Source organism: Kribbella italica (assembly GCF_014205135.1).
Taxonomy (GTDB): Bacteria; Actinomycetota; Actinomycetes; order Propionibacteriales; family Kribbellaceae; genus Kribbella; species Kribbella italica.
Genome location: NZ_JACHMY010000001.1, coordinates 6,923,993 through 6,938,084, shown reverse-complemented (window position 1 = coordinate 6,938,084; position 14,092 = coordinate 6,923,993). Strand labels below are relative to the sequence as shown.

At 69.4% G+C, this 14,092-nt stretch carries 12 protein-coding genes; 9 read left to right on the top strand and 3 right to left on the bottom strand.

Annotated features, from left to right (window positions below; all coding sequences use genetic code 11):
- Positions 1-85: 85 nt before the first annotated feature.
- From HDA39_RS32425 to HDA39_RS32405, 5 genes are all read left to right on the top strand, one after another.
- Positions 86-886, top strand: coding sequence for a class I SAM-dependent methyltransferase (locus HDA39_RS32425; RefSeq protein ID WP_184801694.1), 801 nt, complete (start codon positions 86-88; stop codon positions 884-886).
- Between the two features lie 102 nt (positions 887-988).
- Positions 989-1,330, top strand: coding sequence for a DUF485 domain-containing protein (locus HDA39_RS32420; protein ID WP_184801691.1), 342 nt, complete (start codon positions 989-991; stop codon positions 1,328-1,330).
- A complete protein-coding gene (locus HDA39_RS32415) occupies positions 1,327-2,967 on the top strand; it encodes a sodium:solute symporter family transporter (RefSeq protein WP_184801689.1) in 1,641 nt (546 codons plus the stop codon). The genes HDA39_RS32420 and HDA39_RS32415 overlap by 4 nt, the downstream gene beginning before the upstream one ends.
- A 180-nt stretch (positions 2,968-3,147) precedes the next feature.
- Positions 3,148-6,756, top strand: a complete 3,609-nt coding sequence (locus tag HDA39_RS32410; RefSeq protein WP_184801687.1) for a discoidin domain-containing protein — start codon at positions 3,148-3,150, stop codon at positions 6,754-6,756.
- A gap of 268 nt (positions 6,757-7,024) precedes the next feature.
- Positions 7,025-7,537 carry a hypothetical protein gene (locus HDA39_RS32405; RefSeq protein ID WP_184801685.1) on the top strand — a complete coding sequence of 171 codons (513 nt, stop codon included), beginning with the start codon at positions 7,025-7,027 and terminating at the stop codon, positions 7,535-7,537.
- 215 nt (positions 7,538-7,752) lie between these two features.
- On the opposite strand, the gene HDA39_RS43910 is transcribed toward HDA39_RS32405, so the two are convergent.
- On the bottom strand, positions 7,753-8,760 hold the full coding sequence (locus tag HDA39_RS43910) for a helix-turn-helix domain-containing protein (RefSeq protein ID WP_184801683.1): 1,008 nt from the start codon (positions 8,758-8,760) through the stop codon (positions 7,753-7,755).
- A gap of 220 nt (positions 8,761-8,980) precedes the next feature.
- Here HDA39_RS43910 and HDA39_RS32395 point away from each other — a divergent pair, with 220 nt between their 5' ends.
- Positions 8,981-10,015 (top strand): NHL repeat-containing protein, encoded by a 1,035-nt coding sequence (locus HDA39_RS32395; protein ID WP_238356197.1) that lies wholly within the window; start codon positions 8,981-8,983, stop codon positions 10,013-10,015.
- On the opposite strand, the gene HDA39_RS32390 is transcribed toward HDA39_RS32395, so the two are convergent.
- Together HDA39_RS32390 and HDA39_RS32385 are read right to left on the bottom strand one after the other, a co-directional pair.
- Entirely contained in the window at positions 10,012-10,431 is a 420-nt protein-coding gene (locus tag HDA39_RS32390; RefSeq protein WP_184801681.1) for a MarR family transcriptional regulator, read from the bottom strand. The two genes, HDA39_RS32395 and HDA39_RS32390, sit on opposite strands and share 4 nt — an antisense overlap.
- 182 nt (positions 10,432-10,613) lie before the next feature.
- Entirely contained in the window at positions 10,614-11,210 is a 597-nt protein-coding gene (locus HDA39_RS32385) for an NAD(P)-dependent oxidoreductase (protein ID WP_184801679.1), read from the bottom strand.
- A gap of 80 nt (positions 11,211-11,290) precedes the next feature.
- Here HDA39_RS32385 and HDA39_RS32380 point away from each other — a divergent pair, with 80 nt between their 5' ends.
- The 3 genes from HDA39_RS32380 (at position 11,291) to HDA39_RS32370 (ending at position 14,070) form a co-directional block, all read left to right on the top strand.
- Positions 11,291-11,650, top strand: coding sequence for a winged helix-turn-helix transcriptional regulator (locus HDA39_RS32380; RefSeq protein ID WP_184801677.1), 360 nt, complete (start codon positions 11,291-11,293; stop codon positions 11,648-11,650).
- A 138-nt stretch (positions 11,651-11,788) separates the two neighbouring features.
- Entirely contained in the window at positions 11,789-13,765 is a 1,977-nt protein-coding gene (acs, locus tag HDA39_RS32375) for an acetate--CoA ligase (RefSeq protein WP_460658496.1), read from the top strand.
- An 86-nt stretch (positions 13,766-13,851) separates the two neighbouring features.
- Positions 13,852-14,070: a hypothetical protein gene (locus tag HDA39_RS32370; protein ID WP_184801675.1), complete on the top strand. Its 219-nt coding sequence runs from the start codon at positions 13,852-13,854 to the stop codon at positions 14,068-14,070.
- Positions 14,071-14,092 lie beyond the last annotated feature (22 nt).

Sequence of the window (14,092 nt, the reverse complement as noted above, 5' to 3'; positions counted from 1 at the left end):
AAACACTTGCCGCGGCAGGATTGGCGGACACGCTCTACCGCGCGCCCTGACGTCACCGGGCGCGCCTACGGCATGATTTACGGTGATGACCACCGACGACCCCCGACCTGAGCGCGCCCGCTCCTTCGGCGCCGTGGCGGCCGCGTACGACGCGGGCCGCCCGACGTTCCCCGCCGAGGCGCTGGCGTGGGTCCTCGGTCCGGGGCGCCGGCAGGTGCTCGACCTGGGCGCCGGGACCGGCAAGCTGACCGCTGTGGCGGCCGCGCTAGGCCACGACGTGGTCGCGGTCGATCCGTCGGAGGAGATGCTGGCGGTCTGCCGTACGGTGCCCGGCGTGGACACGATGGTCGGCGCGGCCGAGTCGATCCCGCTCGCGCACGGCTCGGTCGACGCGGTGATCGTCGGCCAGGCCTTCCACTGGTTCGACCACGCGCGGGCGCTGCCGGAGATCGCCCGCGTCCTGCGGCCGAACGGCGTACTGGGTCTGCTCTGGAACCACTACGACACCGTCGTCCCGTGGGTCCGGCGGCTGCACCGCGCGATCCTCGGCGAGGACTTCCTGGCCGGCACCGACCAGTTCGACCCGATGCCGATCCTGCTGCAGTCCGACCTTTTCGCCCAGGTGGAGACCGGCCGGTTCCGGCACTGGCACGACCTGGACCGCGGCGGCCTGCGCCAGCTCGCCCTGTCGCACTCGCGGGTCTCGGTGCTGACCGAGTCCCGCCGCGAGTCGGTGCTCGAGCAGATCGACGGGATCTACGACGGCACCGCCCGCCCCCCGGAACCGCTGCGCATGCCGTACTTCACCAACTGCTACCGCACCTGGCCGAGCGACCTGGCCAACTACCGCCGCACCCTGGACGCGCCGGTCGCTCCCCCGCTCTGACCTGGGCCTCTGACGCCCTCGGCAACTTTTTGGTCGCGGTGGGTCACAAACGCAGCTCTGCGGGCTAACGTGCATCTGTTCGTTCCCGACTGAGGGGTGCAGATGGAAGACGACGCAGTGCGTGAGCGGGACGCCCGCGCCTACGAAGCGGTGCACGAGACGGCCGACTTCACCGAGCTGAAACGCCGCTACAAGAACTTCGTGGTGCCCTGGACCATCACCTTCATGGTCTGGTACCTGGCCTACGTGGCCTGCAACAACTGGGCCCGCGACTTCATGAGTACGCGGGTGGTCGGGCACATCAACGTCGCGCTGATCTTCGGCCTGCTGCAGTTCGTCTCCACCTTCGTGATCGCGTTCCTCTACGGCCGGTTCGCGAACCGCAAGCTCGACCCGCTGGCGAGCGGGCTGAACGCCAAGTACAAGAGGGAGCGCCGCCGGTGAGCACTCTGTTGATTCCCCTCGCCGACGCCGAGCCCGGCAACCAGGCACTGACCATCTCGCTGTTCACCGCGGTCGTCGCCGTGACGCTGTACATCACCTGGTGGGCGTCGCGGCAGAACAAGACCACCGCGGACTACTACGCCGGCGGCCGCTCCTTCAGCGGCTCGCAGAACGGCCTGGCCGTGGCCGGCGACTACATGTCGGCCGCGTCGTTCCTGGGCATCTCCGGCCAGATCGCGCTCTACGGGTACGACGGCTTCCTGTACTCGATCGGCTTCCTGGTCGCCTGGCTGGTCGCGCTCCTGCTCGTCGCCGAGCTGCTGCGCAACTCGGGCCGCTTCACGATGGCCGACCAGCTGGCGTTCCGGATGAAGCAGCGCCCGGTCCGGACGGCGGCCGCGTCGTCCACGATCGTCGTCTCGATCTTCTACCTGCTGGCCCAGATGGTCGGCGCGGGTTCGCTCGTCGGCCTGCTGCTCGGCGTGAAGAGCGAGGGCCTGAAGGCCGGCGTGATCGTGCTGGTCGGCGCGCTGATGATCGTCTACGTGACGATCGGCGGCATGAAGGGCACCACCTGGGTGCAGATCGTCAAGGCGGTGCTGCTGATGACCGGCACGCTGCTGATCACCTTCCTGGTGCTGCTCAAGTTCGACTTCAACCCGTCCAAGCTGCTCGGCGCAGCCGCGGCCAACTCGGGCAAGGGCGAGGCGTTCCTGCAGCCCGGCCTGCTGTACGGCAAGGACCTGGTCGGCCAGATCGACTTCCTGTCCCTCGGCCTGGCCCTGGTCCTCGGCACGGCGGGCCTGCCGCACATCCTGATCCGCTTCTACACCGTGCCGGACTCCAAGTCCGCGCGGCGGTCGGTGCAGTGGGCGATCGGCCTGATCGGCGCCTTCTACCTGATGACGCTGGCCCTCGGGTTCGGTGCGGCGGCGCTGCTCGACACCGGGAAGGACAGCGCGGTCGCGGCCTCGAAGGGCAACACCGCGTCGGTACTGCTCGCCGAGGTGGTCGGCGGTGGCGCCGACTCGATCGGCGGCGCGATCCTGCTCGCGCTGATCGCGGCCGTCGCCTTCGCCACCATCCTGGCCGTGGTCGCCGGGCTCACGCTGACCTCGGCCTCGTCGTTCGCGCACGACCTGTACGTCAACGTCATCGCCAAGGGCAAGGTGACCGAGAAGAACGAGATCCGGGTCGCCCGGTTCGCCGCGATCGGCATCGGCGCGGTCGCGATCGGGCTGGCGATCCCGGCGCAGAAGCTGAACATCGCGTTCCTGGTCGCGCTGGCCTTCGCCGTCGCGGCCTCGGCGAACCTGCCGGCGCTGCTGTTCAACCTGTTCTGGAAGCGGTTCAACACCTCCGGCGCGGTCTGGAGCATCTACGGCGGTCTGGTCAGCGCCGTGGTGCTGGTGATCTTCTCGCCGGTCGTGTCCGGCTCGCCGACCTCGATGATCACCGGCGCGGACTTCTCCTGGTTCCCGCTGTCCAACCCCGGCATCGTCTCGATCCCGCTCGGCTTCCTGCTCGGCGTGCTCGGCACCTTCCTGGGCAAGGACCGCTCCAGCGAGCAGCGCTACAGCGAGCTGTCCGTCCGCGCGCTGACCGGCGCCGGCGCGGAGGGTGCCGCCAAGCACTGACCCGTCCCGCTGTTTACCCCCTCGAGGGCGTCGCTCCGACCGGAGCGGCGCCCTCGAGCCGTTGACGCTGCAGTAATCCTGCCGTAACAATAAGCCAGCGCTGCGCAAGAAGTTCATCGTTTTGAGCAATTTCTTGATAGTCCTCTGTGCCTTTACCACCCGCCCACCGGAGAGGCCCGCATGAGAACCAGATCTGTGCCATGGCGTCTGCTCGCCACCGCGCTGGCCGGCAGTTTGCTGCTCGCCGCCCCCACCCTCGCGCCGACCGGCGCGCCGCTCACCGGCAGCACCGCGTCGGCCGCGGTCCTGGCCGGCCCGAACCTCGCCGCCGGCAAGGCCGCCTCGGCCAGCACCAGCACCCAGAACTACGGCGCGTCCAACGTGACCGACGGGAACCAGAACAGCTACTGGGAGAGCGCCAACAACGCCTTCCCGCAATGGGTCCAGGTCGACCTGGGCTCCTCGGTCAGCACCAACCAGGCCGTGCTCAAGCTGCCTGGCTCCGGCTGGGGTTCGCGCAACCAGACCCTCGCCGTCCAGGGCAGCACCGACGGCCAGAACTTCACCGACCTGTCCGCCTCGGCGTCCCGGGCCTTCACCGCGCCCGGCAACACCGTGACCATCGACTACGGCGCGGCCACCGTCCGGTACCTCCGGATCCGGATCACCGCGAACACCGGCTGGCCCGCCGGTCAGCTGTCCGAGCTGGAGGTCTACGGACCGGCCACCGGTGACACCCAGGCTCCCACCGCCCCGGGCAACCTGTCGTTCGCCGAGCCCGGTACCGGCCAGATCCGGCTCGCCTGGACCGCGTCGACCGACAACGTCGGCGTCACCGGGTACGACGTGTACGCCAACGGCCAGCTGCGGACCAGCGTCGGCGGCGGCGTCACGACGTACACGGACACCCAGCCGGCCTCGACGTCGGTGACGTACTTCGTCCGGGCGAAAGATGCCGCGGGCAACCAGTCGCCGAACAGCAACAGCGTCACCCGCGGCGGCAGCTCCGGCCCGGGCAGCAACCTCGCGCTGCGCAAGCCGATCACGGCGTCCGGGTTCGTGCACACCTTCGTGGCGACGAACGCGAACGACGACAACGTCACGACGTACTGGGAGGGCAACGCCAACCCGGCCACGCTGACCACCGAGCTCGGCTCCAACGCCGATCTCAGCTCGGTCGTCGTCCGGCTCAACCCGGACAGCGCGTGGGGCAACCGGACGCAGACCTTCTCGATCCTGGGCCGGGAGCAGAGCGCTTCGGGGTTCACGACGATCGCGGCCTCGGCGGCGTACAACTTCAGCCCGTCGTCGGGCAACACCGTGACGATCCCGGTCAGTTCCCGGGCCGCGGACGTGCGGCTGAACTTCACCGGCAACACGGGCGCTCCGAGCGGCCAGGTCGCCGAGCTCCAGGTGATGGGCGTGCCCGCCCCGAACCCGGACCTCACGCTGTCCGGGGTGTCGTGGACGCCGACCTCGCCGGTCGAGACCGACACGATCACGGTCCGCGGCACCGTCAACAACACCGGTACGGCGGCCGCGGGTGCGACCAACGTCAACTTCTACCTCGGTGAGACCAAGGTCGGGACGGCTTCGGTCGGTGCTCTCGCGGCCGGCGCTTCGACGACCGTGACCGCGTCGATCGGGACCCGCGACGCGGGCAGCTACCCGCTGAGCGCGAAGGTCGACGAGGCGAACACGATCATCGAGCAGAACGACGCGAACAACTCGGCGAACAGCGCGTCGCCGTTGGTGGTGACTCCGGTGGCGAGCTCCGACCTGGTGGCGGGCGCGGTCACCTGGACGCCGGGCAACCCGTCGGCCGGAACCAACGTCGCGTTCTCCGTTGCCATCCGCAACCAGGGGTCGATCGCGTCGGCCTCGGGGGCGCACGGGATCACGTTGACGCTGCTGAACGGCAGCACCGTCGTACGGACTCTGACCGGGTCGTACTCGGGTGCGATCGCTGCTGGTGCGACTGCTCCGGCTGTCGCGTTGGGAAGCTGGCCGGCGGCGAACGGGCGGTACTCCGTCCGCGTCGTACTGGCTGACGACGCCAACGAACTGCCGGTGAAGCGGGCCAACAACACGTCGGAGCGGCCGTTCTTCGTGGGTCGCGGCGCGAACATGCCGTACGACCACCTGGAGGCCGAGGATGCGTCCGTCGGCGGTGGCGCCACGGTGGTCGGCCCGAACCGGACCATCGGTGATCTCGCCGGGGAGGCGTCCGGCCGGAAGGCCGTCACGCTGAACTCGAACGGCGCGTTCGTCGAGTTCACCACCCGGGCCAGCACGAACACCCTGGTCACCAGGTTCTCCATCCCGGACGCGGCCGGCGGTGGCGGCATCAACTCGACCGTCAACGTGTACGTCAACGGCGCGTTCCACAAGGCGCTGCCGCTGACCTCGAAGTACGCCTGGCTGTACGGCGCGGAAGCAAGCCCAGGCAACTCGCCGGGCGGCGATCCCCGCCACATCTACGACGAGGCGAACCTGATGCTCGACGGGACCTTCCCGGCAGGCACGAAGATCAAGCTCCAGAAGGACGCCGCGAACACCACGAACTACGCGATCGACTTCGTCGACACCGAGCAGGTGGCGCCGATCGCGAACCCGGGTTCGACGTACGCGGTGCCGGCCGGCTTCGGTCACCAGGACGTGCAGAACGCGCTCGACCGGGTCCGCATGGACACCACCGGCACCCTCGTCGGCGTCTACCTGCCGCCGGGTGACTACCAGACGTCGAGCAAGTTCCAGATCTACGGCAAGGCGGTCAAGGTGCTGGGCGCCGGCCCCTGGTACACGAAGTTCCGGGCGCCGACGACGCAGGACAACACCGACGTCGGGTTCCGCGCGGAAGCCTCGGCCAACGGGTCGTCGTTCACCGGCTTCGCCTACTTCGGCAACTACACCTCACGGATCGACGGGCCCGGCAAGGTGTTCGACTTCTCGTCCACCGCGAACATGACCATCGACAACATCTGGGTCGAGCACATGGTCTGCCTGTACTGGGGTGCCAACACCGACAACTCCACGATCAAGAACTCGCGGATCCGGAACATGTTTGCCGACGGCATCAACATGACCAACGGCTCGGCCGGCAACACCGTCAGCAACAACGACGCCCGCGCGACCGGGGACGACAGCTTCGCCCTGTTCAACGCCACCGATTCCGGTGGTGGCGAGGTCCGGGACAACGTCTTCGAGAACCTCACGTCGACGCTGACCTGGCGGGCGGCCGGCTTCGCGGTGTACGGCGGCACGAACAACGTGTTCCGCAACCTGTACGTCGCGGACACGCTCGTCTACTCCGGCATCACGATCAGCTCGCTCGACTTCGGCATCCCGATGGCCGGCTTCGGCGCGACACCGCCCACCCGCTTCGAGAACATCTCGGTGGTCCGCGCCGGCGGCCACTTCTGGGGCGGCCAGACCTTCCCCGGCATCTGGATCTACTCCGCCACCAAGATCTTCCAAGGCATCCGCCTCACCGACGTCGACATCGTCGACCCGACGTACTCGGGGATCATGTTCCAGACCGACTACGTAGGCGGAAGTCCCCTCTTCCCCGTCGCCGACACCATCCTCACCAACGTGTCGATCTCCGGCGCCCGCAAGTCCGGCGACGCCTACGACGCCAAGTCCGGCTTCGGCATCTGGGCCAACGAACTCCCCGAACCCGGCGAGGGCCCCGCCCGAGGGACCGCGGTCTTCAACAACCTCACCCTCACCAACAACGCGGTGGACATCCGCAACACCACGTCAACCTTCACCATCACCCGCAACTAGCCGCCCCCAACACAACGGCCGCCGACCATGGGTCGGCGGCCGTTCGCGTTCTCACGCCGACCCGGCTCACCTACCGTCCGGAAGGCTACCGAGTCCACTTCAGAGGACTCTACTGTCCTGAGCACAACCGACCTTACGCCTCTAGAACACCGGCAAAGAAAGGCTTTCGGGGCAGTTCGTCATCTGCCCCGGAATGCCCCGGTGTCTTGCCCAGGATCACGGCACGGTCGTGTGAAGGTCGAGCCTTGTCATCCGACAGGGCGGGGAAATGCCGGTTCACGTGTTCGTCGACGAGACGAAGTCCAAGGGGTTGCTGATGGCCGCGGCGGTCTGCCGTCCAGGGGACGTCGCCGTTCACCGCAAGGCACTACGGAGTCTGCTGCTGCCTGGGCAGGAGCGTCTGCACTTCAACCACGAGACCAACGCACGCCGCAAGCAGATCCTCGAGGTGATCTCCGAGTTCCGGATCCTTGCCGACCTGTACTCGGCTGACCGGGACACGCTCGACGCACGCCGCAGGTGTCTGGAGGCCATCGTGCGCGACCAGGCGGGAACCGCCGAGCGGCTGGTGGTGGAGCGCGAGGAGTCGACGTTCGACCACGACCGGAGAACGCTCCACGCCGCCTGCAATCGGTACAGATGCTTCGACCTACGGTGGGAACTGATGGTTCCGAAGCTGGATCCGTTGCTCTGGGTACCGGACGCCATCGCGTGGGCCTGGGTACGAGGCGGGCACTGGCGCCGTACCGTCGCGTCGTTCTGTCAGGTCCGTGACCCCTGACAGCGCGAGACCCGGCTCGTCCACCGTCCGGTGAGCTGCCGGGTCCACTTCACGTGACTCTTCTGTCCCGTGCGGTTCTTACTCTACTTGGTTGTTCTGGCAATGGCTGGGGCAGATGGGGATCTGCCCTGCGGCGGTGGCGGGAGATGGAGTGGGCTGCGGCGGTGAGGGCCAGGCAGGCGTAGCCGCAGCAGTCGGCGCATGAGGTGAGGATCTCAGCGCCGCGGGGTAATCCGGCGGTTCTCCGCGTCTGCCCCGAGGTTGAGGCGGTTCGGGGTCTGCAGCAGGCGGTGGCCGGTTGGGGTGAGGGAGTGCAGGGCCGTTCCACCCGCTCGGTGGGTGGTGATCAGGCCGGCCGCGCGGAGGATGCGGGTGTGGTCGGAGGTGGAGGCCAGGGAGATTTCGCAGCGGCGTGCGAGTTGCGTCGTACTGGCTGAGGCGAGCAGGGATCGGAGGACTGTCGCGCGGGTGCGGCCTAGTAGGTCGGCCAGGGCGTCGGAGTCGGGCTCGTCGAGTTCGAGGTCCGCGCAGGGGTAGACGAGCACGGGGCGCCGGCCGGGGAGGTCGAGTGCCAGGCACTCGGCGGTGAAGGCGGACGGGTACAGCTGCAGGCCCCGGCCGTCCAGCTGGATGTCGAGCGTCGGCCCAGTGCTCAGTCCGTACGACGTGAGGACCGGATCCGCCCACGTGATGTCCGGGTGCAGCCCGCCGAGCATCGCGTCGGCCCCGCCGTGCAGCAACGCTCGGGAGCGGAGCGCGAGGTCCGCGCCGTACCGGCGTTCGAGCTCGCCGCCGGACGGCGTCAGTACCTGCCGGTGAAAATCCCGTACGGCGTTGCCGAGCGCGCGCCGCGAGCCGGCGCGCCCGGCCAGCAGGCCTTCCATGAACAGCTCCACCTGCGCGGGCAGCCACGGGCCGAGCTGGTCCCTGACGACCTCGGCCGGCGTATCGCAGAGCACCTCGACCGCCGGCTCCAGCCCGGGCGCCTCGACGACCGGCGTGAGGAAGTCCGGGAACTGCCCGCCGGGCGCTATCAGCTTGAACAGCGGCCGCATCGACGGCCGTACCCGCGGTCCGGCCACCCGCCGCCAGCGCCGCGCGGCCGGCGGAATCGCGCGGTCCCCGAGCCCGCGGGCCGCGAGCGCCGCCTCCCACAGCGGTTCGGGCTCGACCGGGAACACCACCCGCCCGAGGTCCGCCGCCGTGAAATGGATCCGGATCACAGCCCGATTGTGCCCACCCCACAACCGATCCGGCGAGCCCTTCCGCCAGACCCGAAACAACCGGGACGCCGGTCCTCGCTCAGCCGGACGAGTACGACGGCCGACCCCACCGGAAGCGCGTCCTTCTCAGCACCTCGGCGGCGGGCTCCAACCGGGCACGAGCCTTCGGTCCAGTCCGAAACCGGTCGCCGCGGCTTCCGCCGGAATCCACCCTGACCGGATGAGACTCCGCGCACTCGCAGCCCTCGTCCTCACCGCCGCGGCCGTCGGCCAGCCGCTCGCCGCCCAGGCCCACCTCCCGGACCCGTCGGCCGCCGCCGCGACCCAGGCGCACCACCTGGACCGATCGACCGGCGCCACACCTCACGCCCACCTCCCGAAGCGATCGACCACCGTCACACCCCAGACCCACCACCCGAGCCGCCCCACGTCGTACGTTGTGTCGACCACGCCCGGCGACACCCCGGAAGGAATCGAGGTCACCCGTGGCGGCACGATCTACGTCACCAGCGTGGGGACCGGCGCCGTCTTCAAGGGCTCGGTCCGCGACCCACGGCTGCGGCTCTGGCTGGCCCCGGGGCGCGACGGGCGCACCTCCGCGACCGGGATCCACACCGACCGCTGGGGGCGCGTCCTGGTCGCCGGCGCGGGCACCGCGAAGCTCTTCCTGTACGACGCCCGCGGCCGTCTCCTGGTAGCGAGAGCCGCGCAAGAAGGGGCCTTCCTCAACGACTTCGTCGTCGTCGGCAACTACGTCTACGTCACGGACTCCGCCAACAACCAGATCTGGCGAGCGACGCTCACCAAGCACGGCCTAGGCAAACTTGAGCCGTGGCTGACCCGCGACCAGATCCAGCCGATCCCGTACTTCCTCAACGGGATCGTCAGCGACGGCCGCGTCCTGCTGGTCGGCGAACAGGGCCAGGACCTCACGTACCGGATCGACCTGCGCACCAAGCAGGTCCGGCCGCTCGAGGTCGACGGCATCCTGTCCGGCGACGGCTACCTGCTCGAAGGGTGCCGCCTGTACGCCGTCTACAACGCCGGCGGCGGCAAGTACGTGACCCGCCTGGCGATCCTCGACCACACCCTCACCCGAGCGACCCTGCGGGCCGACTCCCAGCCCGGCGCACCCGGCGCGACGCCGACGACGATCGCCCGCGACGGGAACCGGCTGCTCTGGGTCAACAGCCAGCTCGACGTGGCGCCCGGCACCCCGCCGTACACGGTGTCCGTGGTCCCAGGACTGCTCTAGAGATCGTCCGCCACGCCGTACAGGATCTCGCCCGCCTCCAGCACCTTCTCGCGGTCCTCCGGACTGAGGTTGGTGAGGATGGCGTCGAGCGCCTGTCCGGCGTCGGCGCGCATGTGCGCGACGGTCTCGGTGCCCTGCTCGGTCAGCTCGACCGCGGTCGCGCGGCCGTCCAGGGTGTCGGGGCGGCGGCGGACCAGCCCCGCCGTCTCCAGGACGGCGACGGTCGTGGTCGCGGTCGGCTGCGAGCAGGGCACCTTGTTCGCGATCGTGCCGATCCGGACCGGCTGCTCACGGGCGATCACCAGCAGCGCGATGAACTGGGTCGGGTGCATCGAGGTGGACATCGCGGTCCGGCGCAGATGCCGGACGATCCGGTGCATCGCCACCATCAGGTGGACTGCCTTCTCGTCCAGCACGATCAACCCCGTCGGTCAGGCCGCCCGGATCTCCGGTCGGTAGATGTCCACCCATGTTGCCAGTGAGGGCAACTGTTCCAGGTTCTGCCGCGCACCGGCATCGGATTCACCCTGAAGACTCGCTGAGAACTTTGCCCGGTCCGGGTGCCCGAGGAGCGGCTCGCCGCGCTCGAAGTGGGTCGTCACGACTCCACGCCGAGCAGGACGCCGTGGTGCTTCGGGCGGTCGATCTCGTCGAGCAGGGCGATGGCGAGGTCGGCGTACGAGATGCGGCTGGCCGAGTTGCCGGGGGCGAAGCGGTAGGAGCCGGTGCGGGCGGGGTTCTCGTGGTCGAAGTCGCCGCTCGGGGTGATCGAGACCCAGTCGGCCGACGACGCCGCCAACTGGTCGGCTGCCGCCTGGTGCGCCGCGAAGAACTCGCGGTACTCCCGGGGGTAGCCGGGTGAGTCCATCAGGAGGGTCCCGTTGTCGGTGGCAAGGATCGACGCGAGTCCGACCCAGATCAGGCGGGTTGTTCCAACCCCTTCCGCCAAGGCTCTGCCTGCGCGGGGGAAGAAGCCGGGGGCGGGGTCGTACACGGCGGCGACGACCGCGTCGTGCTCGGCCGCGAGGAGCGCGACCGCCTCGCGGTCGGTGACGTCCGCGGCGATCGCGTCCAGATCGGCGTACTTGCTGGGGTCCCGGACGGCCGCGGTGACCTCGTGCCCGCGTCGGCGGGCCTCCTCGGCGGCCGCCCGTCCCGCTCGTCCGCCCGCGCCGAACACCAAGATCCTGCTCATGCTGAAGGTCCCTTCTCGTCGTGTCCGGCGAAGGTAGGCGCAGCGCCGGTTACCGCCCGGATACTGGCTAGGCTGGTGGCATGGAGCCGTTGCGCGCGGACATGTTCGACGAGATCTGCCCCTCGACGCTGAACCCGTTCCGGTTCGGCCGGGACAAGTGGGCAGCCCTGGTGATCGCCTGCCTGGAGGACGGCCCCCGCCGCTTCTCCGAGCTCCGCGTCCCGCTGCACCGGGTCACCCCGAAGGTTCTGACCCAGTCCCTGCGCCACCTCGAGCAGGACGGCCTGATCAGCCGTACCGAGTACGCCGTACCGGTGCGCCGCGTCGTCTACGAGCTCACCCCGCTCGGCCACAGCATGCTCGGCCCCATCCGCACCGCCTGCCACTGGACCGCCACCCACTGGGACGAACTCCTCGACGCCCGCGAATCCAGCGTGTGACGTCGTTCACTAGGAGGCCCGTTCGGCGCAGATAGAGGTCTGCTCGGCGAACCACCAGTACCGCGGGTGGTCTGCCGTTGGTAGAAAGGGGGCGGCGCCCGGGCGCGCCGACCGGCTATCGACGAGGAGTCCGCGACCGTGACCAGTTCCGAGCCCCAGTCCCCAGCGCTGTCGAACCTGATGCACGAGGAGCGGCGCTTCGACCCGCCGGCCGAGCTCGCCGCCCAGGCGAACGTCAAGGCCGACGCCTACGAGACGGCCGCCGCGGACCTGGAGGGGTTCTGGGCCGAGCAGGCCAAGCGGCTGACCTGGGCCGTCGAGCCGACCGAGACGCTGGACTGGAGCAACCCACCGTTCGCCAAGTGGTACGCCGACGGCAAGCTCAACGCGGCGTACAACTGCGTCGACCGGCACGTCGAGAACGGCCTCGGCGACCGGGTCGCGTACTACTTCGAGGGCGAGCCGGGTGACACCCGCGAGATCACCTACGCCCAGCTCAAGGACGAGGTCAGCAAGGCCGCGAACGCGCTGCTCGAGCTGAACGTGAAGCCCGGCGACATCGTCGCGATCTACATGCCGATGATCCCCGAGACCGTGGTCGCGATGCTGGCCTGCGCCCGGATCGGCGCCCCGCACACGGTCATCTTCGGCGGCTTCTCCGCGGACGCGCTGAAGGGCCGCATCCTGGACTGCGACGCCCGCGTCGTGATCACCTCCGACGGCGGCTACCGCCGCGGCGCCCCGGCCGCACTGAAGCCCGCCGTCGACACGGCGCTCGAGGACTGCCCGGACGTGCGCAACGTGCTCGTGGTGAACCGGACCGGCCAGGAGACCGCGATGGCCGAGGGCCGCGACCTGTGGTGGGAGGACTTCGTCGGCAAGCAGTCGGCCGAGCACACCCCGGAGGCGTTCGACGCCGAGCACCCGCTGTACGTGATGTACACGTCCGGCAGCACGGGCAAGCCGAAGGGCATCCTGCACACCACCGGCGGCTACCTGGTGGGGACGTCGTACACGCAGTGGGCGGTCTTCGACCTCAAGGCCGACACTGACGTCTACTGGACCGCCGCCGACATCGGCTGGGTCACCGGGCACAGCTACATCGTGTACGGCGCGCTGGCGAACGGGACCACCTCGGTCCTGTACGAGGGCACGCCTGACACCCCGCACCAGGGCCGCTGGTGGGAGATCGTGCAGAAGTACAAGGTCTCGATCCTGTACTGCGCGCCGACCGCGATCCGGACCTTCATGAAGTGGGGCAAGGAGATCCCGGCCAAGTTCGACCTGTCGACGCTGCGGGTGATCGGGTCGGTCGGCGAGCCCATCAACCCCGAGGCCTACGTCTGGTACCGGGAGAACATCGGCGGCAACAACGCGCCGGTGGTCGACACCTGGTGGCAGACCGAGACCGGGATGCACATGATCTCCCCGCTGCCCGGCGTCACCTCCGGCAAGCCCGGCGCGGCGATGAAGGCGATCCCGGGCGTGAGCGTCGACGTCGTCGACGACGCGGGCAAGTCGGTGCCGAACGGCTCGGGTGGTTACCTGATCATCGACAAGCCGTGGCCGTCGATGCTGCGCACGCTGTGGGGCGACGACGAGCGCTTCAAGGAGACCTACTGGTCGCGCTGGCCGGGCGTGTACTTCGCGGGCGACGGCGCCAAGAAGGACGAGGACGGCGACATCTGGCTGCTCGGCCGGGTCGACGACGTGATGAACGTGTCGGGCCACCGGCTGTCCACGACCGAGATCGAGTCCGCGCTGGTCTCGCACCCGAAGGTCGCCGAGGCCGCCGTGGTCGGCGCCTCGGACCCGACGACGGGCCAGGCGATCGCGGCGTTCGTCATCTTGCGCTCCGAGGCGGGTGACGGCGGGCCGGACGTCGTCCAGGAGCTGCGCAACCACGTCGCCAAGGAGATCGGACCGATCGCGAAGCCGCGCCAGATCATGGTCGTGGCCGAGCTGCCCAAGACCCGCTCGGGCAAGATCATGCGCCGCCTGCTGCGCGACGTCGCCGAGAACCGCGAGGTCGGCGACGTCACCACGCTGGCCGACTCCACGGTGATGGACCTGATCAAGACCAACCTCGAGTCCGGCAAGGCCGACGAGGACTGAGCGTCGCTTCAGCCTGTACGCCGCCTGAGCCGGCGTACAGGCTGAATCCGGTTGCGACGGCTTGCCGGCGCTGCTGGAATGACGCTGTGCCGGCACCCCAAGGATTCGACTACGCGTCCCGCCCCGACGGGACCGTCCGCATCACCCATCACGGCAAGCCGGCCACCGTACTGCGCGGCGCCCGCGCCGCCGAGTTCCTCGCCGAGGTCGACGACGACCCGCAGGAAGTGATGGCGCGCTGGACCGGCAACTACAAGCGCGGCAACGAGCGGACGGGCAAGAACCACCCCCGCAACCGCCGCTGAGATGAACCGGGCCGAGCCCTAG